This is a genomic window from Salipiger thiooxidans (assembly GCF_900102075.1).
Taxonomy (GTDB): domain Bacteria; phylum Pseudomonadota; class Alphaproteobacteria; order Rhodobacterales; family Rhodobacteraceae; genus Salipiger; species Salipiger thiooxidans.
This window is the reverse complement of record NZ_FNAV01000005.1, coordinates 57,219-79,727: the sequence shown is the minus strand read 5'-3', so window position 1 is coordinate 79,727 and position 22,509 is coordinate 57,219. Positions and strand designations below refer to the sequence as shown.

Below are 22,509 nucleotides of genomic sequence, written 5' to 3'. Positions count from 1 at the left end.
CGGGGATTGCAATCGCGGGCTCAGACCCGGAGCGCGAGCCGGGCCGCAAGCCAGCTCAGAAGGATCCCGGCAAGGTCCAGCGGCAGCAGCGCGCGCATCGCCGCCTCGTCGCCGGGGCCGAAGGGCAGCAGGTAGAGCGCCAGCCCCGACATCACCCCCTGCGGCGACATCAGGGCGATCGCCACGACGTTGTTCACGAGGTGCATCGCCAGCGCCGGGCCGAGCGTGCCGGTGCGGGCGGTGAGATCGGCTGCGGCGACGCCGAAGCCGAACGCCCAGAGCGCCACCAGCAGGGCGTTCTCGCCGTACATGTCGGGCGACCAGTGGCCGAGCGCGAAGAGCGCCGAGGGCAGCACCAGCCACGCCGCCGGGTGCGCCATCCGCGCGCCGAGCTGCGATTGCAGGTAGCCCCGGAACAGCAGCTCCTCGCTGCCGGTCTGCACCAGCAGCGCCAGCAGGGTGACCGGCAGCAGCGCCAGCCAGCGCCCGGCGGGCATGGCCAGCGTCATCTCGCCGGCCATCGGCCAGGGCGGCATCGCGAGCGCCGCCAGCGTCACCGCCCCCACCGCGACGAGGCAACGCAGAAACTGCGGCACGAACAGCGTCCACGGCCCGAGCAGGCTCACCGCCCGGCGCCGGTGCATAAGCTGCGCCGCGAACAGCGCCGCCACGCCCATGGCGCCCATGTTGAGCAGCAGCACCAGCATGCCCAGCGGCGTGTCACCCGCCCGCATCTGGGCCACCATCGACCAGTAGGCATCCTCGGGCAGCAGCGCCGCCGAAAGCGCCATGAAGGCCTGCTGAAGCCCGAAGGTCACCACCAGCACCAGCACGATGCCAAGCACCAGCCGCCAGAGCTCGGTGCGCCCGGCAGCGGCGGTCATCAGGGCAAAGGGACGATAGGGCATCACGCGCTCCCGGGCTCGCAAGGGGGCACCGGGGGCCCGGCGCGCGCCTCCGGTCTAGGCGGCAAGCTGCCGTGCCGCAAGCGGGGAAACCGCCGGTGGCGCCACGGTGCGCCGAGCTCCGCCCATTCTTTTCTTGTTCGCATGCAATGGCTTCGGTATCCGGTACCGGACCAGGGATGGATCGGAGACCGCACGCAATGACCCGCAAGAGGTGCCTGCCGGGGCTGATCCTTCTGTTTTGCCTCGCCGGCTGCATGCCGCCCGGAAGCGGGACCGGCGGCCCGCCCCCGCTGGCGCGGACCGCGCTTGCCGACGGTGCCGTGGTGGTCGCCGGGGCCGAGGGCTACTGCATCGACCCGGTCACCCTCTCGCGCCGCAAGGACCGCGACTTCGCCGTCATCGCGTCGTGCAACATCCTCTCGGGCGGGACCACCGGCCGCGTCGTGGCGCCGGTGATGATCACCGTGACCGTGGGCACGCTCGACCCGACGCCGACCCTGCCCGCCCCCGCCATGCTGGCGCGGGAGGCCGGTCAGACGCTCGTGCGCGGCGACACCCGCAACGGGCTCGTGGTGGCGCAGCTCGCCGGCGGCGGCAGCGACCTGCTCGAAGGCGGCGACCCGCGCTACTGGCGCGGCGCCTTCGTGCAGAACGGCCATATGGTGGGGCTGGCGCTCTACGCGCCGCAGGGAAGCGTCCTTGCCGGGCCCGACGGGGCCGCGATGCTCCGCGCCGTGCACGAGCAGATCGGCCGCCTGAGTCCCTCGGGCCTGACCCAGTGACGCAGGGCGGGATCTTTGCCCGTTTATTCCATCACAGGGATTTGTCATAACACTGGCAAGGACCGCCAGCGACAAGGCGGCCGCTGACACGGGGCCACGGGCGAGGGCAATGGCAGGCATCGGCGAAGGGTGGATCGGCCGCGCGCTATCGGCGGCGGTGCTGCGGCGGTGGGGTGCCGCGGCGCGCAACGCCGAAACCGAGGACCTGCCGCGGCTGCGGCGCCAGCGGTCCGCGGCGCGCAGGCTCCGCCAGCATCTCGACCGGCTCATCCACGTGGCCGACGGGCGGCTCGCGCTGCCGGTGCTCGGCAACCAGACCTTTCCGCGCCCGCCGGACAGCGACTGGGCCTGGCGCCCCGAGCTCTGGTGCGGCCCGCTGCCCCTGCCCGGCATCTCCTCGGTGCCCAGCAAGGAAAAGCTTGGCTGCGAGGTGACGCTCTTCCACGACTGCCCCCGGTCCGAGATCGCCCTGCGCCAGCTCCGCAACAAGCGCGAAGCCAACCTCGCCGCCTACGGGCTGCGGCTCGAGGTGTTCCGCTTCGATGGCAGCTACCTGTCGCTTGCCATCGACCTGCCCGAGAGCGCGACTCACGGCCTCAGGCGCAAGCAACTGATCCGCGTCGACACCATCGTCGAGATGGAGAAACCGCTCGAGATCTTCGCCCGCCTCAACATCCGCCACGGCCCCAATACCGAGCAGATCGTGCGCGAGCTGCCGCTGCACGAGGACAAGGTCCGCGTCGAGTTCGACCTCGCCTACACCAAGCTCAACGAGAAGCGCGTGGACCGCATGTGGCTCGACCTGATCTTCGACAACCCCGGTATGAACGAGGTGATCCTGCGCGATCTCACCTTCAGCCGCCGCCCGAGGGCCGAGCTTTGACGGTGTCCCCCATGAGCGTCTATGCCCTGACCAAGACCCGGTTCCGCGAAGGCGTCTGGGAGGGCCTTCTGACGGCCTCCCGCAAGGACGCGCCGCCGCCCGAGATCACCGTGAGCCTCAACGGCGCGCCGGTGCGCGGGGTCACGGTGGCGCAGGCGGGCGAGCCGGGGCGCTGGGTCGTCGAGATCCCCATCCCGATCGAGGCGGTGGGCGACGGGGTGCAGACCTTCCTGATCCAGGACGCGTCCTGCGGCGAGACGCTCGACAGCTTCACCCTGATCGCGGGCGAGGCGCTCGGCGACGACATCCGCGCCGAGATGTCGTTGCTGCGAGCCGAGCTCGACATGCTGAAGCGCGCCTTCCGCAACCACTGCCGCGAGACCGGCTGAGCCCCCGCGGCCCCCCTTGCGGGATCTCTGACAAAGGCCTGCCAGCGGCAGTTGCACACACCCGCGTGAGCGGTCACAAAGGCCCGGTTGGTATACCGGAGAGCCCATGTCCCCGCTGCGCGGCATCGCCCTGAAACTCACCGCCGTCATTCTCTTTGTCGTCATGGCCTCGCTGGTCAAGGCCGCCTCGGCGATCCCCACGGGCGAAGTGGTGTTCTTCCGCTCGTTCTTCGCGCTTCCGGTCATCATCGTCTGGCTGCTCTGGCGCGGCGATCTGGTCGCGGGGCTGCGGGCGAACCGGCCCGAGCTGCACGTGCTGCGCGGCGTGGTCGGCGTGGGTGCCATGGGCTGCAACTTCGCGGCGCTCACCATGCTGCCGCTGCCCGAGGTCACAGCGCTCAGCTACGCCGCCCCGCTGCTCACCGTGGTCTTCGCCGCGGTTCTGCTCAAGGAGCGGGTGCGCCTGTTCCGGCTCTCGGCCGTGGGCACCGGGCTTCTGGGCGTCGGGCTGGTGCTCTGGCCGCTGCTGACCGTCTCGAGGGTGGACGACACGGCGCTTGTCGGTGTCGCCTTCATCCTGACCTCGGCGACGCTGACCGCGCTGGTGCAGATCCACATCCGCCGCATGGTGCGGACCGAGCAGACTTCGGCCATCGTCTTCTACTTCTCGCTCACCTCGACGGTGCTGGCGCTCTTCACCCTGCCCTTTGGCTGGGTGGTGCCGACGCCGGCCGAAGCGGCGATCCTCGTCGGCGCCGGGGTGTTCGGCGGGATCGCGCAGATCTGCCTGACCTCGGCTTACCGCCACGCCGAAGCCACGCTTCTGGCGCCCTTCGACTACGCCTCGATCCTCTTCGCGATCCTCATCGGCTACGCATTCTTCGCCGAGGTGCCGACGGTCCAGATGATACTCGGCTCGTCGGTGGTGATCGCCTCGGGCGTCGCCATCGTCCTGCGCGAGCGCTACCTCGGCCTGAAGCGGGTCCGGGCACGGCCCAACATGACGCCGCAAGGCTGAGCACTCAGGCGGGGACGGGCCCCGGCGAGCTCCAGCCGGTCGGCATACAGGATGTGCGGCGCGTCGAAGAGCCGTTCGCCAAAGGTTGCGTGATGCGTCCCGACACTGCGAATGACCTCGCCATCCACGAGTTGCGAGATCGGCATCAGCGCCCTTTCGGCCCCGACGAGGACCCGCTCCCGCAAGTCGCGCAGCAGAATCTTCTGCGTCGCGGGCAGCAGGTCGTCGGCCTCGGGGCGGGCATGACCAAGCGCCCCGCGCAGGTCGCGATGCGCTCGGCCCGCGTGGCGTGGTGGCGCAGACCGCGCAGCGCCGCGGCGCCGCTGTCCTCGGTGATGCCCCTATCGCCGGGAGCCAAATGCTGCTCCGGCAGCGCCCCGCCGGTGGTCAGGACGATGGCGCCCGCGACCAGCTCATTGACGCCGGGCGCCGACGCGGGGAGTTTCGTGAGGGCTGCGTCGTTCCGTCCGGGCGTGGGGGACATGGGCGCAATCCTGATCCCTTCTGCCACCCTGTTGTGTGCCGGCACCGGAGGAGATTCCGTAAACGTCCCACGTTCTTCCACGAAACATTTTCCACTCGCCATGGCCCCGGCGCTTTGCTAGATCTGCGCGGCATCATGCGGGTGTGGCGAAATTGGTAGACGCACCAGATTTAGGTTCTGGCGCCGCAAGGCGTGGGGGTTCAAGTCCCTCCACCCGCACCAATCCGGCCGCAAGGTCGTGGATTTCCTGAAAATAGAGACCAGCGCGCGGCCAGCGGCACGGATCTGCGCCGTGGCGGGCCGCCTTTCGGGACGGCCCCGCCTGAGGTCCCTTAGCGCAGCGCGGTCGACAGCGCCGCGCGGGTTTCTGGCGTGGCGAGCTGGTCGTGCAGGCGCTGGAATTCCGCCGCGGCCTTGGCCTTCTGACCGGAGTTCAGGTAGGCGTAACCACGCAGCATGGCGAGGTCGCGACGGACCCGGCCGGTCAGACGCTCGTACTCGTTGAAATAGCCGATGGCGCGGCGGTATTCGCCGCGGTTGTAGGCCGCGACACCGCGGGCATCGAGGATCTCGGATTCGACCTCGAGCCGCTGGTCATAGGTGAAATCGGTGCTGGCGGCGACGGCGGCGGCCTCGTTGACCATGCGCAGGCGCATCATGGTCAGCGCCATGCCATAGGCCGAGTCGCGGCGCAGCGTGGCGTTGCGGGCGTTGGCGGTGGCGCTGCGGAAGTCGCGGAGCGCCTGCATCGGGCGACCGGCGTTGAAGGCGCACCAGCCGCGCTGCGAGATATCCTCGGCCGCACGGGCATTGGCGGTGAGCGCGAGGCAGGTCTGCCAGTCGCCGGCCTGCGCGGCACGCGCGACGCTGGGCGAGACCGCGCCGCCGCCTCCCCCGCTGCCGCTACCGCTGCTCGAGCCCGTGGAGGCCGGGGCGCTGCGGCGCACCGGAACCACGCCGAGGTTCGCAGGCCGCGCCGAGGGGCGCACCTCGGGCGTCGGCGCCAGCGGCACCTCGAGCGCGGTGAGCGGCGCGTTGCTCAGCGGCACGCCGGGCAGTTCGCGCGGATCGGCCCCGAGGCCCGCGCGCAGGCGGTTCTCGACCACCGAGAGCCGCCCCTCGGCATCGGGAACCCGCACCCGCATGGTATCGGCGAGCTCGGCCAGCTGCGTGGCGTTGGCCGAGGCCGCGGATTTCTCGAGCGTCGCGATCAGCACGTCGACATCGGTGCAGCTGCCCGCGATGCCGCGGTAGACGACCAGCGCCGAGGCTGCATCGCCAAGCGCCTCGTATTGCTCGGCCAGCTGCCAGGCGTTGTTGACCCGCTCGCAGCTCAGCAGCGCGGGGGTCGAGCGGGCGATGCGGATCGCCGCCTGGCGGTTGCCCGCCAGCACCGCCTGATTGAACTCGGACTGCGACTCGGCCAGCGACAGGGCGGTCAGCAGGTCGGAGGACGGCGACCAGTCGGGGTACTCTCGCCCGGTGTCGGCGATGGCCTCGCGGGCGCCGGCGTAATCCTCGTCGGCGATGAGGCTGTAGATCCGTTCGATCGCCTCGGAGGGCACCGTCTCGTCGAGCGCATCGAGGTCGGCGGGCGGCGTCCAGGCCGGGAACTGGATCTGCAGGCGCCGCAGCTCGGACTGGATCGCCTGCTCGTTGTTCTCGTTCATGTAGAAGCGCAGGGCCTGCAGGTCGCGCTCGTCCGGCTCCTGCGCGGCGGCGACCAGCGGACAGAGCGCCAGCGCCATCACGAGCGCTGCGGGGCGGAGAAGGGTGCGGAAGGTCATATCGGAAGGCATCGCGGTTCGGCCTCCATCTGCGCGATCATGGAGAAGAGGTGCAGCGTGGCGGGGTAATAGGGATCGGACGGCACGTAGGGCGGGATGCCCGAGCCCACGGTGGCCTGCGTCGCGCAGTCGGCGAGCGCGGCGACCGCCGCGTAGCCGGCGTTGTGGCTGGTGGTCTGGATCGAGCCGTCGTCGCGGCTGATGATCGTCGCGACCTCGCCCCGCGGGGCGCCACGCTGCGCCTCGGCATAGCGCCTCACCGCGAGGTGCGAGCCATGGCCCGACCAGACCAGGAACAGCGGCACCCGCATCGCCTCGTAGCCCGCGTCGAACGAGAAGCCCTGCGCCGAGCGCACGCCCGAGGCGGTGATCTCGACCCAGTCGGGCACCACGCCGCCGTAGGCGAGCTGTTCGGCCACCGCGAGCCCGCTCGACGCGGCGGCGGAAAGATCGGGTTCCGAGAAAGCCTCGGCCAGTTCGGTCATCGCCAGCGGCATCGCGTAGGACGGGTTGTAGATGAGGCCCTGCGGGGTCTGGAACCCGTGCACCGCCGGCAGCAGCAGGGGTTGACCGGTGCCCGGGTGCGCCGTCACGCAATTGGCGACGAGATCGCGGGTGATCTGGCCCGCGCGGGTGCGGTACTCGGCATTGCCGAAGCGTTCCGCCCCCTTGAGCAGCGCCCAGGCGCGGAAGAGGTCGCCGTCGCTGGCGTTGTTGGTGTCCGGCACCCGCTCGGGCTGGTCCGCCATCCAGCGCCAGGCCATCAGGTTGTCAGGCCGGATCGCGAGGTTGATGCGGCTCCAGTTCTCCATCTCGGCAAAGGCGCGGGCATCGCCCGCGAGCGCCGCGAGCAGCATGCCGTAGCCCTGCCCCTCGGAGTGGCTGGCATTGCGCTGAAGCTGGTCGACGACGCGCCCGGTGACATCGAGATTGGCGTCCCGCCATGCCGTCCAGACAGATTTGAGCTGCACGGGATCTACCTGTCCGAGCGCCCAGGCGCCGGGTGCTGTGGCCATCGAAAGCCCGGCCAGGGTGCCGAGCCCGGCCAATATGGCCCTTCGTTTCATCAGTTTCTCCGTCGAGCCAGCACGGCAATAATCATGCCGACGATTGCTGAACACAGGGTGAATGCCATAATGATCGCAATGAAAGACCACGGTTGAGAGCTTGCGAAGTTCCCTGCCACCGCCCTCAGGTTTTTCAATGAAAGCTTCTCATGCAAGACTAGCCGACGCTGCGGAGAAATCCAGTTCTGCCAGCCAAGCTCCTGAGAATAGAGAGACACTTGCCCGCGCGGGCCGTCGATCGACCAGCGCGCCTTGGCCAGGGTCTCGACGATGCGCTGCGGGTCGGCCTGCGCGCCGAGGATCAGCCACGCCTGCGCGGGAGCGTCGGGATCGGGCTGCAGCAGCACCGCCTCGCCCTCGCGCTTGGCGAGCCATTCCTCGAGCGGCGGCGCCTCGCCCCGCCAGAGCGCCTCGACCCCGGTGCCGATCTCGCGCGGGAGCCGCAACAGGCGGTCGGGGTTCAGCACCGCCTTGAGCCAGCCGTTGGCCTCGACCTGCTCCCAGGCGTCGGGCTCTTCCTCCTCCACCGGCGCGGTGGCGGCGGGGGCGGTCAGCACGATGCGCATCGCCGCCAGCTGGTCGTTGGCGAGCGTGCCCTCGAGCAGCGAGATGTCGCGCGGCGTGGCGATGGTCAGGCCGAAGCCCGGGCGCACGGCGTCGTTGTCCTCGTCGCTGCCCTCGCGGTCGTAGAGCGCTGCGATCTGCGGCAGCAGCCCCTCGGGCAGGCGGGCGCGCGCGGTGTCGGTCATGGTGATGCCCGACGGCTCGAGATTGGCCATCACGCGCTCGATCCCGGGCAGGCTCATGGCGGGCGAGTCCGGGACGTAGACCGTGGTGCGGTTCGAGATCTCGAAGGCCGGGTTGCTGCGCGGCTCGCAGGCGCTGTCCGGCGGATCGCCGGGGATGAGCGCCTCGAAGTCGATGCGGTTGAGGCCCGGGTTCAGCAGCGCCGCGCCGAAGTCGACCGGCAGGACGGGAAGCACCTGCCCCGCCACCTCCGGCAGGTCGAGCGGCAGCAGGCGGACCGTGGTGCCGTTGACCTTGACCAGCATCAGCGAGCCTTCGGGCAGGCCGGTGTCGTAGCGGTACAGCAGACGCATCCGTGCCTTCTGCGAGGCCAGCAGCAGCCAGTCCGGGGGCAGCCGGAAGGTCACGCCGCGCCGGATGTAGCGCCCCTCGCCGCGGATGTTCTCGACTCCCATGGACTCGAAGGACACCTGCTTGCCGGGGGTGAGGTGGGGCGGCGCCTGCTCGATGCTGCCCTCGGGGATCGCGGCCAGCAGGGACTCGCCCGCGGCCTCGTAGCCGTCATGTTCGACAAGCAGCACGATCGCACCGTCGCCGCCGCGGCGGATCTGGTAGCCGCCGTCGAGCGAGATGCCTTCGGGCAGGGTCGTCACGCGGGCAAGCTCGGGCAGGCCCGTCGAGGTGGAGTAGTAGCCATCGAACCGGATCTCGGGCGGCACGCCACCGAAGGAATCCTCGATGCGCGCGATGATCGGCATGGCGAACTCGAGCAGCTGGCTGTCGCCGCTGCCGTGGACCGAGATCGGCTGCGCGCGCGCGGCACCGGCGGCCACGGCGGACAGGAACCCGAGCGCGTCGGTGTCGAACTCTCCCTCGTCGAGCATGATGCCGCTGCGGTCGAGCGCGACGCTGGTCCAGAGGCCGAAATCCGCGTCGGGGCCGCAGAACACCCGGTGGGTGTGCTCGGCACGCAGGGTCACGAGGTTGCGTCCGGCGTGCAGGGCCCCTTCGGGCAGCGGGATATCGGCACGGCGGAAGGCGTCGAAATTCTCGGGGCTGGCGGTGCCCACCAGCTTGCCGTTCACCAGCACGTCGAGTCGCGACCGCTCGGGCAGCACGTTGATGGTGCTCAGCGTCGAGAGCATCAGCGTGGTCGCCCCGGGTGCCGCGGGCAGGAACATCACGAAATCCGCCTCGTCCACCACGCCGCGGAGCGTGTAGCGGGTCTGGTCGCCGATCTCGGGATGCATGGCGCGCAGCGGCAGCAACACCTCGGCGGGCGCCTGCGGAGAGGTCGCGGCCGGCTCGGCGGCGCCGTACTGCGGCTGACGCTCGGTGACGAGGCCGGGATCGTAGCCGTCGAACGTCTCGGTCTGGGCAGGATCGGCGTCGGGCAGCTCTTCGAACTGGATGATCTGGGCCCCGGCGGGAGCGGCCGCCATGAAGGCGCAGCAGGCCAGCAGGGCGGGAAGGGTGCGCAGCCGCATCGTCATGTCGCGCCCCCGGTTTCCTCGGGCACGAGGAACTCGGTCGCCGGCGCCGGAAGCGCGCCGCGGTCGGCGAGGTAGTGCTCGATCGCGGTCTTCTCGACGGTGTTGCGGTCCTCGTCCTTGCGACTGTGCTGCGGCGCCGCGCGGTGCGTCACCAGCGCCAGCACCGAGGGGACAATCGAGCCGACGCTGAGGCGCAGCACGAAGACGATGCCCGAGATCAGACCGCGGGCCTGCGGCAGCGCCTCGCGGGCGGCCACCCATTTCTCGCTGTTGCCGTAGACGAGGTAGGCGGTGATCTCGCTCGCGGGGATCAGCTGGCCATCCTCGACCTCGACGGTGACGGCGGTGCCGCGCCCGGCCTGTTCGTCGTGCGAGACCCGGGTCACATGCAGGCGCAGGTGGTGCTCAAGGTCGGGCGCCGCGGGGATTACGGGACACAGCACCAGCCGGTCGCCGGAGCGGATCATGCCCAGCCCCTCGCGGGCCTCGTCATCGTCGTTGAGCGTGAACTGCATGGTGCGGCCCGAGCTCATGCGCAGCACCGCCGAGACCCCTGCCCCGTCGGTCTTGGACTCGGACCAGACCGCGGCGGGGACCATGATCTCGGTCCGCGGCTTGCGCAGGCGGCGCTGGCGCTCGAACACCGAGCGCAGCGACAGCACGGTCAGGATGAAGTTGAACAACGCCCAGCCGCCGACGATCTGCACGATGAGCCGGTCGCCGGGATACATGTACCAGCGGATCCCGGCCGCGACGAGCCCGCCGAACATGAGCAGCGTGGTGATGAAGAGCGGCTTCATGACCGGCGAGATGAAGTCGTTGTCGAGCGATTCATCCTTGGCCGTCACGTTGAACTTGGCGGCGTGCGGCCGAAGCATGGTCTTGAACACCGCCATCAGCAGGTATGGCGTCTGCGCGATCTCGTAGACTTCCGATATCAACGGCCATCGCACCCGCGCGAAGAGGCCGTTCTGGACCAGGAAAGCGACCAGCAGGTAGGGCAGGATATAGGCCATCACCTCGTCGGGCTGCACCACGAAGACCTGCAGGCCGAAGAACAGGTAGAACAGCGGGCTGAGCAAGAAGGTCATCCGCACCACGGGGAAGAGCCAGTAGCTCATCGAGTTCAGGTAGCAGAAGCGTTGCGCCAGCGAGAGCCCGGACCGGAACAGCGGGTTCTTGAGGATGAGGATCTGCATCATCCCGGTCGCCCAGCGGCCGCGCTGCTGGATGAACGAGGCGAAGGTCTCGGGCTGCAGCCCGGCGATCATGGCGCGGTTGAGGTACATGCTCTCCCAGCCGCGTGAGTGGATGTCGAGCGCGGTCTCGGCGTCCTCGGTGATGGTCACACCCGAGATGCCGCCGACCTCGTCCAGCGCCTTGCGCCGCAGCAGCGCCGCCGAGCCGCAGAAGAAGGCGCCGCCCAGCCGGTCGAGCCCGCGGTGGATCGTGCTGTAGAACATCTCGTTTTCCGAGGGGCAGGTCTCGGGCAGTCCGATGTTGCGCTCGATCGGGTCGCGGTTGGTGAAGAAGTGCGGCGTCTGCACGAGGAAGAGACGCGGGTTCTCGACGAAGTAGCCGGCGGTGCGGGCGAGGATGTCACGGCTTGGCACGTGGTCGGCGTCGAGGATCAGCACGAGATCGCCGGACAGCCGCTGCAGCGCCGCGTTCAGGTTGCCCGCCTTGGCGTGCTCGTTCCGGGCGCGGGTCGAGTAGACGATGCCCATGTCGCGGCAGAGCTCCTGCAGCAGCTTGCGCCGCTCCTGCGCCCCGCGCGAGATGTCGGGATCGGGGTGGTTGCAGCGCTGGTCGGTACCGCCGTCGTCGCAGAGCACGACGGTCTTGCGGCCCTCGGGGTAGATCACCTGCTTGGCCGCCGCCAGCGTCACCGCGAGCAGCTCGGGCGGCTCGTTGTAGGACGGCACGAGGATGTCGACGCTCGGCACCTGCGACGGGCGCATCGGCTTCGGCGGGTCGCGGTCGATGGGGTCGGCGGTGACCAGCGCGGTGAGGAAGAAGAGCGCGACGGTAAAGGTCTCGGCGCCGAACAGCACGACGGCCGCGGCGAACGAGAGCGGGTCGTCCTGGGACGGCAGGGTCTCGGCCAGGCGCCAGATCCAGTAGCGCATGACGAAGACGCTGGCGATGGCGAGCACGATGAACCGTGCCTGCCGGTTGGTCGAGGCGAAGCGTTTCAGAAGCCAGATGCTCGATACGCCGACCAGCGCGAAGAGCGCCTCGACCGGCGTGGCGATGGGGGTCGCGGCCAGCACGACGATCACCGCCAGCAGTGCCAGCCACAGCAGGATCAGCAGGACCATGCCCGCCCCGAGCCGCTTGCGTTCACGCCTCATGGCAGCGGCCCCGCGAGCGGCGACAGCATGCGCTGGTGGCCCGACGGCGTGTCGGCGATCGCGGCGTAGCCGGTGTAGAGATCCGAGATCGGCGCCAGCGCCTCTTCGGCGGTGCCGCGCATGCAGTTGCGCAGCATCATGTCGATGGACGAGGTCTTGAAGGGCATGATCCGGTCGTTGGCGTCGAGCCGCCGGAAGGCGAGCACGCAGGTCAGGTCGGTCCCGTTGGTCCACTGGGACCAGTGCAGCCAGCCGAAATCGTCCTCGAGCGAGGTCATGGGCTGGCCATCGAAGTCGAGGAAGGGCTCGGGCGGGCCGCCGTTGCGTTCGACCATCCCCGCCGGGCGGAAGCGCCCGATGCGCGACAGCGGGCCTTCGCGCGCCACCATCAGCATGAAGTTGTCCCCGCGGATCGAGGTCCGGTTGGGCAGCAGCAGCCGCTGCTCGGTGACCGAGCCGTGGTGCCGCTCGAGCACGAGCGAGACGTCGGGATGGCTGATCCAGGCATCGGAGAGCGGCAACTGGATGAAGGGCGCGCGGTCGAGCGAGTCCCAGAATTTCGTGTTGATTTCGGAATAGGGCTCGCAGGCTGCCGCGAGGAGCGGCAGTGCCAGGCCGAGCGCCACCCGACGAAGCGTCCGGAACACACGGGACGCAACGCGGGAATCTGAAATCTTCGAAACCTGCATCTACGCCACCGGCAACATCTCTGAGCTGAAATACTCTGTGCACCGTATCGAACAGCCCGAAATAGTCGAGATTACGTTTTAATGGTGCATCCAGACGGCGAAAGGATTGTGGTTTTTGACGCACATAGCGCACGTTCTTCCTGTGGATTGATCGCTTGCCGGGACAGTCCAGAGGAAATTTCGGGCCGCGTCCGAAAAGGCGCCAACCCGCCGGAATGACGTGTAAAACCTGCATTTCAGAGGATGGTTTGCACCCGCGCACAGGCCTCCCGCACCCGCGGACGCGGGCGGAGAGGCCTTGGCAGTGGTCCATCGGGCGCTACGGCGCCCATGGCCGGTATGGGAAGGGGCGGCACGTCCACCGCCCCCTGGGGATTCGCGGTCAGCCGCCGGTCAGGCGATGGCCCCCACGTAGGTGAAGCTGTCGCCCTCGAGGCTCAGCCCGGAGACGCCGCCGAGCACCGCGATGAGCTCGTCCTCGTCGGTGCCCTCGCCCAGCAGCCAGATCGAGGTGCCGTCAGGCAGGTCCTCGCGGCCCTCGGCCAGCAGGTAGTCTGAGGCGCTGCCGAAGAGCTGCACGGTGTCGGTGCCGACCTCGAAGTCCCAGACATAGCCGTAGTCACCGGTGCCGTCGCTGGCGGCGATGCCGTCGTCGTAATAGGCCCGCGTCGCATCGCCGAAGACGAAGACATCGGCCCCGCCCGCCCCCACGAAGACGTCGATCTCACCCGCGCCGGGCAGCGCCGCGCCGGTGTCGACCGCAACCAGCACCTCGGCGGTGTCGTCGCCCTGGATGATGTCACTGCCGGTGATCTCGGTGACGGTGATGTCGCCGAAGGTGACGTCGTAGTAGTGGGCGTTGAGGTAGATGCCCCCGGTGGCCGGCGCTTCGTCGATCGAGAAGGTCTCGAGCGTCTGCAGCGTCCAGCCGGTGGGCTCGGCGGTGCCGGCCTCCCAGATCTTGAAGCTGTAGATCCGGTCATAGAGCCCGGTCTGCTCGACCCGGACGGTGAGGTTGTACTCGACCTCTTCGGACAGGGTCAGGGCCTGCGATCCGAGCTTCTGGCTGAAGCTATGATAGCTGTGGCTGGTGAGCTCGTCGGTGTAGAAGAACGCGGCGCCGGGCTCATAGCCCGAACGGGGCTGCCAGCCACTGATCGGCTCGTCGGTATGCCCCCCCCAGAGCATGCCGATGGCAAAGGCGCCGCCGTCGCGTCCGCGTGGGTCCACGTTCTCGAAATCGTGCCCGGTGATGGTCGTGCTGAGCTCGTAGTTGTCCCAGCTGTCATCCCCCAGCACCAGCAGCCGGTCGTACCCGAGATCCACCGGCCGCGCGCCGTCCGCATCCCAGCTCCAGGTGCCGTCGACCACCTGGACCACGTCCTGCAGGTTGGTGACGGCCGACCAGTCGATGGAATAGTTTGCATCCCAGCTGTTGCCGGCTTCGTATTCGACAGTGACGTCCGTGGTGAAGACCGTGCCGTTCGTCAGCGTGGCGTAGATCGTGATGACGTCGTCGGTCGAGCTGCCGTCCAGTTCGGCGTAGTCGAGGTCGATGTTGAAATCGCCGTCGTTCTGCAAACGGCGGGTATCGGCACCGATTGAGAGCTCGCGCAATTCGCCGCCGTTGAGGCTGTAGGACAGCGACACCACGTCGGACTCGACGCTTCCGAGAATGTTAATCGCGGTCTGCGCGTCGCCCGGCGTGCCGAAGCTCTGCACATCACCATACCAGACGTCGATGGGCTGGCGGACCTCGAAGGTCACGGTCGCGCTTGCGGTCTGGCTACCGTCCGAGATCGTGTAGCTCAGCGCATCGGTGCCCTCGTATCCGACGGGCGCCTCGTAGGTCCAGGTCCCGTCACCATTGTCGGTGAGCGTGCCGTGCGACACCGAGCCCAGCGCCACGACGGTCAGCGTGTCGTCGAGGTTGGGATCGTAGTCGTTGGCCAGCAGGTCCGAGGCGTCGAAGGTCACGCTGTCGGTCAGGCCGATCATGTCATCCACCGCCACGGGCGCATGGCTCGAGGGCACGTAGCTTCCATCCTCGTCGGTGATCGGCTGCAACGAGTTCTCGAAATAATCGACGTATGCCGTGTAACCGGGGACGGCGCCGGTGAACGAGGTGCTGCCCGCAAAAAGCCCGACCTGCGAGACCGTCATCTCGCGATCATATGTGAAGGCCTCGACCCAGCCCGAGCCGCCGCCCCGGTATTCGAAGGACCAGGCATCGCCCTCGCGGGTGATCCTGAGGTCGTCGACAACGCCGGATCCGATGGACTGGAACAACGGATAGGTGGTTTGCCCACCCACGATCATGCCGACGATCAGGGTCAGCGTGCCGCCGGTGTAGGCAAGGTCGAAGCGGATCCAGTTCTCGTCATCCTGCACCACCAGCAGACCGTGCTCCTGGTAGCGCTGCGCGGGCTCGCTCAGGAAGCCCGCCGAAATCTGGAAATCCATGTCCGGCACGTCTTGCAACATGCGCGGCGTGGTCATGACGTCCGAGGCGCTGACCTGTACCCCGGCAGGAGAAACGATGGCGAGCATCGCGTCGTCGTCGTCATAGGCGAGGTAGGCCGTCCCCGCGATGCCGCTGAACTCCCACGCAGGATCAAGGCTGCCGCCGGAGAAATCGTCCGACACCGCGTCGAAAGTATCGACAAGGACAGAGACGGTGCCTTCATCCGTGTAGGTGCCGTCGCTGACCACATATGTGAAGCTGTCGAACCCCTCGAACCCCGTGTTCGGCGTGTAGAGGTAGTTGCCGCCGCCGAGATCGGTGATGATGCCGGACCCGGGCGTCGAGATGCTCGTGATCGTCAGCGTGTCCTCGTTGATATCGGTGTCGTTGGCCAGCAGGTCGTCCGCGGTGAAGGCAAGGGCCGTTCCCGGATCGGTCGAGAGGTAGTCATCGACGGCGACCGGCGGCGCCGGGGGCGGCAGGTAGCCCAGATCCTCGTCGCCGATCAGGTCGGTGTCCGCCTGCACGTAGTCGACAAGGACCGAGATCGCCGAAGAGCTGCCGACGCTGCCGGCGAACAGTCCGGCCTGGGTAAGCTCCATCGCGTGCTGGACACTGCCTGCCGTGACCCAGCCATCCTCGTCGCTCGAGTAGAGGAAGGTGAAGGTGTTGCCGACCCGCTCAATGCGGAGGAAGCGCACGTCCGAAGTGACCGCGACCTTCATCACCTGAGAGGAGACGCCATTCACTGTGACTGCGGCGAAGGCATAGACCCTCTGGCCGTCGCTGTAGAGATCGTAGCGCAGCCAGTTCGACGAGTCCTCCTCGAGCAGGAAGCCCTGCATCTGGTGACCCACGCTCGGCGCTCCCAGGAATCCGACCTCGAGCGCGAGGTCCTCATCGCTGATCTCCTGCATGACACGCACGGCGTTGCGGGTGGTGCCCCAGAGGTCATAGTTGCCGTTCGAGGTAGAGAGCTCGAGCAAAGCGTGCTCGGTGTTGCCGGTGAGTTCCACGTCGGTGCCCGCGGGTTCGACCAGCGTCCAGCCGAGCGGCAGGCTTTCGACGTTGAAATCGTCCGAAGCAAAACGCGGGATCGGCGGCGTGCCCACGGTCAGCGTCACAGTCCCGGTCACTTCGGTGCCGCCATCCGTGACGACATAGGTGAAGCCGTCGTAGCCCTCGTAGCCAATGTCGGGCTGGTAGGTCCAGGTCCCGTCGCCGTTGTCGGTCAGGTTGCCGTGCTCGGGGGAGCCGACCGAGACCAGGGCAAGCGTATCGCCGTCCGGGTCGCTGTCATTGGCCAGCAGGTCGTCGGCCGAGACGATGAGCGCGGTATCGGCGTCGGTCGAGAACGCATCGTCCCCCGCCACCGGCGCGGCGCTGACCCCGTCCTCGAAGACAATGGGATCGCTGTCGATGCTCACGTAGTCGACCTCGGCGGTGAAGCTGCCGGCACTGCCGGCGCTGCCGGCAAAGACGCCCGCCTCGGTGACGGTCATGGCACGGGTCAGCATGCCTGCCGCGATCCAGTTGCTGCCGTCCTGCGAGTGGTAGAGCCGGAAGGAGTCTCCATCCCGCTCAAGCCGCAGGTAGGGGGCGCTGCCGGAAACGACCTGCACCTTGAAAGCCTGGCTCGACACGCCGTTCACGGTCACCGCCCCGAAGGCCCAGAGCTTGGTGCCGTCCGAGTAGGTATCGAAGCGCAGCCAGGTGCTCTCGCTCTCCTCGATGACGAAGCCCTGCATCTGGTACTGCGCCATGGGCGTCGACAGGAAACGCGCCTCGAGCATGAAATTCTCGTCGGCCACCTCCTGCATCGCGCGAACGGCGTTGTTGGTGTTCCAGATGTCGTGGCTGCCGGTGCCGGTGGTGAGCGTCAGGTAGGCCTCGGCCCCGTCGGTTTCTAGCCCCTGCGACGAACCCGAGGGCGCGATAACGGTCCAGGAGTCGCCCAGCGTCTCGGTGTTGAAATCGTCCGATACGAAGGCCGGTGTCGGCGGCGTTCCGACGGTGACGGTCACCGTCGCGGAGGCTTCGGACTGGCCGTTCGAGACCGTGTAGCTGAAGCTGTCATAGCCCTGGTAGCCGGTTGTCGGCTGGTACGTCCAGGTGCCGTCGCCGTTGTCGGTCAGGGTCCCGTGCCCCGGCGTGCCGACCGAAGTCACGGTCAGGGTCTGGCCGCTGCCATCGTTCGCGAGCAGGTCGTCGGTGCTGACCACGAGCGCCGCATCCGCCGCCGTGACGAAGGCGTCGTCTCCCGGGTCGAGCGGCACGATGCCATCGTCCTCGGTCAGCAGCGGGTCGCTGTCGATCTCGAAATAGTCCACCTGCGCGGTGAAGCCGGTGGCATTGCCGGTGTTGCCCGCCACAACGCCCGCCGCCGTCAGCTCGATCGCCTGGGTAAAGCTGCCCGCCGTGACCCAGGTGGAGCCATTGGTGGAATATTCCATGGCCCAGACGTCGCCGTCGCGGGACACCCGCAGAAAGGGCGCACTGCCGCCATTGATCCGGACCTGGAAGCGGCTGCTCGTGGTGCCGTCGATGGTGACCGCTGCAAACGCATAGAGCTTGCTGCCGTCGGAATAGGTATCGAAGCGGATCCAGGTGTCGCTGTCTTCTTCGAACAGCAGGCCCTGCAGCTGATACTGGCCGGTGGGGGTCGTCAGGAAGCGGGTCTCGACGACCATGTCGTCATCGGCGACGTCCTGCATCGCCCGGGCGCCGTTGTTGGTCCCCCAGACGTCGTAGTTTCCGTCGGGCGTGATCAGCTCGAGCCAGGCATCGGTGCCGTCGGCGCTGAGCGCGTGGCTGATGCCCGCGGGCCCTTCGATGCGCCAGACGGAGTCGAGCGTGGCGGCAGAGAAATCGTCCGAAATGGCCTCGGCTTCGACGGCGACGGTGACCGTCACCGTGGCGTCCGAGGTGTCGGTGCCGTCCGACACCGTGTAGCTGAAGCTGTCCGCACCGGTGTAGCCTGTGTTGGGCTGGTAGGTCCACGTGCCGTCACCGTTGTCGGTGAGCGTGCCATTGGTGGCGGGACCGACGCTGACGATGCTCAGCGTGTCGCCGTTGGCGTCCCCGTCGTTGCCCAGCAGGTCCTCGGTGCTGATCACCAGCTGCGTGTCGGGGAGCGTCGACAGCGCATCGTCCTGCGGAGCGGGGGCGGTGTTCCCCTCGATCGCCACCGGGTCCTCGACAACGAGCGGATCGCTGTCGATCTCGAAATAGTCCACCTGCGCGGTGAAGCCCGTGGCATTGCCGGTGTTGCCGGCGACGACGCCTGCGGAGCTCACGTCGAGTGACTGCGTGAAGCTGCCAGCGGTCACCCAGGCGGTGCCGTTGGTGGAGTACTCCATCGTCCAGACGTCGCCATCCCGCGCGACGCGCAGATAAGGCGCGCTGCCGCCGTTGATCCTGACCTGGAAGCGGGCGGCAGAAACCCCGTCGATGGTGACTGCGGCAAAGGCGTACAGTTTGCTGCCGTCGGAATAGGTGTCGAAGCGGATCCAGTTGTCCGCGTCCTCCTCGAACAGCAGGCCCTGAAGCTGGTACTGGCCGGTGGGCGTCGACAGGAAGCGGGTCTCGATGACCATGTCGTCATCGGCGACCGCCTGCATCGCGCGCGCACCGTTGTTGGATCCCCAGACATCGTAGTTGCCGTCAGGCGTGACCAGTTCCAACCACGCCTCGGTGCCGTCGCCGTCGAGCGCGTAATCGATCCCCGATGGTCCCTCGATCACCCACACGGAATCGAGGACAGACGAAGAAAAATCGTCGGAAGAGCTCATAAAATAACTCCGAAAGAAAATGCAAAAAATGCAGTCTATAAGATACGGCATATGTTACGCGGCGCGGCGCATATCGCCAAGCAGTTTGCGACCGCTGCCTTGAAAGTTTGTGTCGGCAGAAGTTTTGCAAGGCGGGTCAAGAGCTTTCACGCTGCGGCGCCGCATTCATGGGCAGCACCCGCGCCCTGCAAGCGCTTTGGCGACCCCTCTCGTCGGCGCCTGACGGCCAGACTCGCGCTTAAGGCGATTCGCCGTACGTGAAAGCTGTTCTGTATCCAAGAGGTCGCGGCAAGCGCCGGAGTCATGACGGCCCGGCCGAAACCACCTGTAAGAAGCGCTGCCAGATGCATCGGGGCGTGACTCTGACGACACAACCTCGTGCAGAGATTTCAATCACCCTTGCCGGAGAGGCCCGAAATGGAGCGAATTGGGGTTGATTTTTGCATGCGCGGCGCCAAGAATTCTGGCATACGTGTCTCAGCTGATTCACGAATTGCCTTATTTCGGGGGCATTTTTCTCCCCCCTCACGTTCATACCAGTCGTAATACCAAGTTGTTTTTTCGGAGTTTTATCTATGAAGACCGCGATTCTCGCAGGGGGCAAAGGCACGCGCCTTGCCGAAGAGACAAGCGTCAGACCCAAGCCGATGGTTGAGATCGGCGGCAAACCGATCCTCTGGCACATCATGATGATCTACTCGCATTTTGGGTTCAACGATTTCGCTGTCGCTCTGGGTTACAAGGGCGACTACATCAAACGCTACTTTGCTGAATACGGCTCGCTCTCGGGCAATCTTACCGTCCGCATCGGCCAGGACACCCCGGTTCAGCGCCATGACATCGAACACGCACCGTGGTGCGTCGACCTGATCGAAACCGGCGAGGAGACCCTGACCGGCGGTCGGGTCAAGCGCCTCAAACCTTACATCGGCAACGAGACCTTCATGCTCACCTGGGGGGATGGCGTCGCCGACGTGAACATCAACGATCTGATCGCCTTCCACCGCTCGCACGGCAAGCTCGCGACGATCACCGCGGTGCGCCCGCCTGCGCGCTACGGCCACATGCGGTTCGACGGCGACCAGGTCACCGCATTCGAGGAGAAACCGCAGACTGCAGAGGGCTGGATCAACGGCGCCTTCTTCGTGCTCGAGCCCGAGGTCTTCGACTACATCGAGGGCGACATGGTCATGTTCGAACACGCACCGCTCGAGAACCTCGCGAAAGACGGGCAGCTCATGGCCTACCGCCACGAAGGCTTCTGGTCGGCGATGGATACGCTGCGCGACAAGCACAATCTGCAGAAAACTTGGGAAACGGGCAATCGCCCCTGGGCTCTTTGGGAAAAGTGAAGATGAAAGTTCTTGTAACCGGAAACCGCGGATATATTGGCGTCATCCTCACTCCGATGCTTCAGGCAGCCGGACATGAGGTGACAGGCATCGACAGCGACCTCTACAGCCGGTGCACCTTTGCACCGGGTGGCGAGATGCCCGAGGTGCCGACCCTGCTGAAGGACATCCGCGACGTCGAGCCCTCGGACTTCGAAGGCGTCGACGCCGTCCTGCATCTCGCCGCACTCTCGAACGACCCGCTGGGCGATTTCCGCCCCGAGGTCACCGAGGACATCAACTTTCAAGGCACCATGCGGGTGGCCCGCGCGGCCAAGGCCGCGGGCGTGTCGCGCTTCGTGTTCTCGTCGTCGTGCTCGAACTACGGCGCGGGCGGCGCGGACTTCATCGACGAGACCGGCGCCTTCAACCCGGTCACGCCCTATGGCGTCAGCAAGGTGAAGTCGGAACTGGCGCTGGCCGAGCTGGCCGACGACAATTTCTGCCCGACCTTCCTGCGCTCGGCCACCGCCTATGGCGTGAGCCCGCGCATCCGCTTCGACCTGGTGCTCAACAACCTCGTCGCCTGGGCGGTCACCACCGGCAACATCCACATGAAGTCCGACGGCACGCCGTGGCGCCCGATCACCCATATCGAGGACATCAGCCGCGCCTTCGTCGCCACGCTCGAGACGCCGGTCGAGAAGATCCGCAACGAGGCGTTCAACGTGGGCGTCACCGAGCACAACTACCAGATCAGGGAACTGGCCGAGATCGTCGCCGAGATCGTGCCGGGCTGCGAGGTGACCTTCGCCGACGACGCCGGGCCCGACAAGCGCTCGTACCGGGTCAACTGCGACAAGATCCGGCGCGTGATGCCGCACTTCAAGCCGCAGTGGGACGCGCGCAAGGGCGCCCAGTCGCTCTACGAGGCCTACAAGGCCGTGGACCTGACGCTCGAAGAGTTCGAAGGCCCGCGCTACCAGCGCATCGGCCACATCAAGAAGCTCATCGCCGACGGTGTCATCGACACCTCGCTGCACCATCTCGAGAGCCGCGACAACGGCATCGACCCCACCTTCCGCAAGGACGCCGCCAAGGTCTCGTGCATCTCCTGCGGCTGCGTTGGGCTGGAGCCGATCCTCGACCTCGGGCCGATGCCGCGTTCGGACGGTCTGCTCGAAGAGGGCTCGCTCAAGAACCAGGAAAGCCTTGTGCCGCTGCGGCTCGGCTACTGCCCCGGCTGCTCGCTGGTGCAGCTGCTCGAGACCCGTCCGCCGGAAGAGATGTTCGGCGACGACTACGTCTACTTCTCGTCCTTCTCCGAGGACCTGCTGGCGCACTCGCGCAAGAACGCGCTCGAGCTGATCGACATGCGCGGGCTCGACAAGGGCAGCCTCGTGGTCGAGATCGCCTCGAACGACGGCTACATGCTCAAGAACTTCAAGGAGCAGGGCGTCGGCGTCCTCGGTGTCGATCCGGCAAGCCAGCCCGCCTCGGCGGCGCGCGAGAAAGGCATCAACACGATCATCGACTTCTTCGGCACCCGCGTCGCCGAGCAGGTGCGCGAGATCCGGGGCGAGGCCGACGTGATCATCGCCAACAACGTGGTGGCCCACGTGGCCGACCAGAACGACCTCGTCGCGGGCATGTCGCATCTGCTGGCCGATAACGGTGTCGTGGTGGTGGAATTCCCCTACGTCCGCGATCTCATCGACTTCATCGAGTTCGACACGATCTACCACGAGCACCTCTGCTACTTCTCGGTGGGCTCGGCCAAGACGCTGTTCGAACGCCACGGGCTCTACCTCAACGATGCCCGCCGCGTGGCGATCCACGGCGGCTCGCTGCGGCTCTACTTCGAGAAAACCCCGAACCCGTCCGAGGCGGTGACCGCCCTGCTGGCGGAAGAGGAAGCGCTCGGGCTCGACCGTTACGACTACTACGCCGACTTCGGTGCCCGCGTCCGCGCCTTCCGCGAGGAAGCCCGCAAGCTGGTCTCCGAGATCCGTGCCGACGGCAAGCGCATCGTGGCCTACGGTGCCGCCGCCAAGGGCACGATCATGCTCAACTACCTGTCGCTCGACAGCCAGAGCATCGAGTACGCGGTCGACAAGAACGTCCACAAGCAGGGCAAGTACATGCCCGGCGTGCGGGTGAGGATCTACGATCCCGAGAAGCTCAAGACCGACAAGCCGGAATACGTGATGATCCTGCCGTGGAACTTCCGCGACGAGATCGTCCGGCAGCAGAAGGACTTCCTCGCCGGTGGCGGCAAGTTCGTCGTGCCGATCCCCAGCCTCGAGATCGTCGAGAACTGAC

At 67.3% G+C, this 22,509-nt stretch carries 14 protein-coding genes and 1 tRNA gene; 7 read left to right on the top strand and 8 right to left on the bottom strand.

From position 1 onward, the window contains the following. Positions 1 to 20: 20 nt before the first annotated feature. A complete protein-coding gene (locus BLQ77_RS08605; RefSeq protein ID WP_089957925.1) occupies positions 21 to 908 on the bottom strand; it encodes a CPBP family intramembrane glutamic endopeptidase in 888 nt (295 codons plus the stop codon). 197 nt (positions 909 to 1,105) lie between these two features. On the opposite strand from BLQ77_RS08605, the gene BLQ77_RS08600 reads away from it, so the two are divergent. From BLQ77_RS08600 to BLQ77_RS08585, 4 genes are all read left to right on the top strand, one after another. Further along, the gene (locus BLQ77_RS08600; protein ID WP_008887076.1) at positions 1,106 to 1,690 is read left to right on the top strand and encodes a hypothetical protein; all 585 of its coding nucleotides are present in this window, start codon (positions 1,106 to 1,108) and stop codon (positions 1,688 to 1,690) included. Between the two features lie 109 nt (positions 1,691 to 1,799). Continuing rightward, complete coding sequence (locus BLQ77_RS08595) at positions 1,800 to 2,573, top strand: DUF6478 family protein (protein ID WP_089957922.1); 774 nt, start codon at positions 1,800 to 1,802, stop codon at positions 2,571 to 2,573. 11 nt (positions 2,574 to 2,584) lie between these two features. Next, a complete protein-coding gene (locus BLQ77_RS08590; RefSeq protein WP_089957920.1) occupies positions 2,585 to 2,962 on the top strand; it encodes a hypothetical protein in 378 nt (125 codons plus the stop codon). 106 nt (positions 2,963 to 3,068) lie between these two features. Then, on the top strand, positions 3,069 to 3,980 hold the full coding sequence (locus BLQ77_RS08585) for a DMT family transporter (RefSeq protein ID WP_008887272.1): 912 nt from the start codon (positions 3,069 to 3,071) through the stop codon (positions 3,978 to 3,980). Here BLQ77_RS08585 and BLQ77_RS29830 read toward each other — a convergent pair. After that, a complete protein-coding gene (locus BLQ77_RS29830; protein WP_375360201.1) occupies positions 3,926 to 4,243 on the bottom strand; it encodes a Hint domain-containing protein in 318 nt (105 codons plus the stop codon). The genes BLQ77_RS08585 and BLQ77_RS29830 overlap by 55 nt on opposite strands. 358 nt (positions 4,244 to 4,601) lie before the next feature. Here BLQ77_RS29830 and BLQ77_RS08575 point away from each other — a divergent pair. Further along, positions 4,602 to 4,686, top strand: a tRNA-Leu gene (locus BLQ77_RS08575). Between the two features lie 110 nt (positions 4,687 to 4,796). Here the strand turns inward: BLQ77_RS08575 and BLQ77_RS08570 are convergent. From BLQ77_RS08570 to BLQ77_RS08545, 6 genes are all read right to left on the bottom strand, one after another. Then, positions 4,797 to 6,263, bottom strand: coding sequence for a tetratricopeptide repeat protein (locus tag BLQ77_RS08570; protein ID WP_008886569.1), 1,467 nt, complete (start codon positions 6,261 to 6,263; stop codon positions 4,797 to 4,799). Next, positions 6,248 to 7,318 carry a family 8 glycosyl hydrolase gene (locus BLQ77_RS08565; RefSeq protein WP_040384612.1) on the bottom strand — a complete coding sequence of 357 codons (1,071 nt, stop codon included), beginning with the start codon at positions 7,316 to 7,318 and terminating at the stop codon, positions 6,248 to 6,250. Before BLQ77_RS08565 ends, BLQ77_RS08570 begins: the two co-directional genes overlap by 16 nt. Next, the gene (locus BLQ77_RS08560) at positions 7,318 to 9,558 is read right to left on the bottom strand and encodes a cellulose biosynthesis cyclic di-GMP-binding regulatory protein BcsB (protein WP_089957912.1); all 2,241 of its coding nucleotides are present in this window, start codon (positions 9,556 to 9,558) and stop codon (positions 7,318 to 7,320) included. The genes BLQ77_RS08565 and BLQ77_RS08560 overlap by 1 nt, the downstream gene beginning before the upstream one ends. After that, complete coding sequence (bcsA, locus tag BLQ77_RS08555; RefSeq protein WP_242661664.1) at positions 9,555 to 11,912, bottom strand: UDP-forming cellulose synthase catalytic subunit; 2,358 nt, start codon at positions 11,910 to 11,912, stop codon at positions 9,555 to 9,557. The genes BLQ77_RS08560 and bcsA overlap by 4 nt, the downstream gene beginning before the upstream one ends. Beyond that, positions 11,909 to 12,538 (bottom strand): hypothetical protein, encoded by a 630-nt coding sequence (locus BLQ77_RS08550; RefSeq protein ID WP_089957906.1) that lies wholly within the window; start codon positions 12,536 to 12,538, stop codon positions 11,909 to 11,911. The genes bcsA and BLQ77_RS08550 overlap by 4 nt, the downstream gene beginning before the upstream one ends. Positions 12,539 to 12,994: 456 nt before the next feature. Then, a complete protein-coding gene (locus BLQ77_RS08545; protein ID WP_165617060.1) occupies positions 12,995 to 18,856 on the bottom strand; it encodes a cadherin-like domain-containing protein in 5,862 nt (1,953 codons plus the stop codon). A 575-nt stretch (positions 18,857 to 19,431) separates the two neighbouring features. Between BLQ77_RS08545 and rfbF the strand changes: the two genes are divergently transcribed. Together rfbF and BLQ77_RS29030 are read left to right on the top strand one after the other, a co-directional pair. Next, positions 19,432 to 20,208 carry a glucose-1-phosphate cytidylyltransferase gene (rfbF, locus tag BLQ77_RS08540; protein ID WP_008887161.1) on the top strand — a complete coding sequence of 259 codons (777 nt, stop codon included), beginning with the start codon at positions 19,432 to 19,434 and terminating at the stop codon, positions 20,206 to 20,208. Between the two features lie 2 nt (positions 20,209 to 20,210). Continuing rightward, positions 20,211 to 22,508 (top strand): NAD-dependent epimerase/dehydratase family protein, encoded by a 2,298-nt coding sequence (locus tag BLQ77_RS29030; RefSeq protein WP_207545827.1) that lies wholly within the window; start codon positions 20,211 to 20,213, stop codon positions 22,506 to 22,508. Position 22,509 lies beyond the last annotated feature (1 nt).

What these genes read in the sequence shown, in the direction of transcription:
- BLQ77_RS08605 (WP_089957925.1), bottom strand. Translation starts at nt 908, where the DNA reads ATGCCCTATCGTCCCTTTGCCCTGATGACCGCCGCTGCCGGGCGCACC.
- BLQ77_RS08600 (WP_008887076.1), top strand. Translation starts at nt 1,106, where the DNA reads ATGACCCGCAAGAGGTGCCTGCCGGGGCTGATCCTTCTGTTTTGCCTC.
- BLQ77_RS08595 (WP_089957922.1), top strand. Translation starts at nt 1,800, where the DNA reads ATGGCAGGCATCGGCGAAGGGTGGATCGGCCGCGCGCTATCGGCGGCG.
- BLQ77_RS08590 (WP_089957920.1), top strand. Translation starts at nt 2,585, where the DNA reads ATGAGCGTCTATGCCCTGACCAAGACCCGGTTCCGCGAAGGCGTCTGG.
- BLQ77_RS08585 (WP_008887272.1), top strand. Translation starts at nt 3,069, where the DNA reads ATGTCCCCGCTGCGCGGCATCGCCCTGAAACTCACCGCCGTCATTCTC.
- BLQ77_RS08570 (WP_008886569.1), bottom strand. Translation starts at nt 6,263, where the DNA reads ATGCCTTCCGATATGACCTTCCGCACCCTTCTCCGCCCCGCAGCGCTC.
- BLQ77_RS08565 (WP_040384612.1), bottom strand. Translation starts at nt 7,318, where the DNA reads ATGAAACGAAGGGCCATATTGGCCGGGCTCGGCACCCTGGCCGGGCTT.
- BLQ77_RS08560 (WP_089957912.1), bottom strand. Translation starts at nt 9,558, where the DNA reads ATGACGATGCGGCTGCGCACCCTTCCCGCCCTGCTGGCCTGCTGCGCC.
- bcsA (WP_242661664.1), bottom strand. Translation starts at nt 11,912, where the DNA reads ATGAGGCGTGAACGCAAGCGGCTCGGGGCGGGCATGGTCCTGCTGATC.
- BLQ77_RS08545 (WP_165617060.1), bottom strand. Translation starts at nt 18,856, where the DNA reads ATGAGCTCTTCCGACGATTTTTCTTCGTCTGTCCTCGATTCCGTGTGG.
- rfbF (WP_008887161.1), top strand. Translation starts at nt 19,432, where the DNA reads ATGAAGACCGCGATTCTCGCAGGGGGCAAAGGCACGCGCCTTGCCGAA.
- BLQ77_RS29030 (WP_207545827.1), top strand. Translation starts at nt 20,211, where the DNA reads ATGAAAGTTCTTGTAACCGGAAACCGCGGATATATTGGCGTCATCCTC.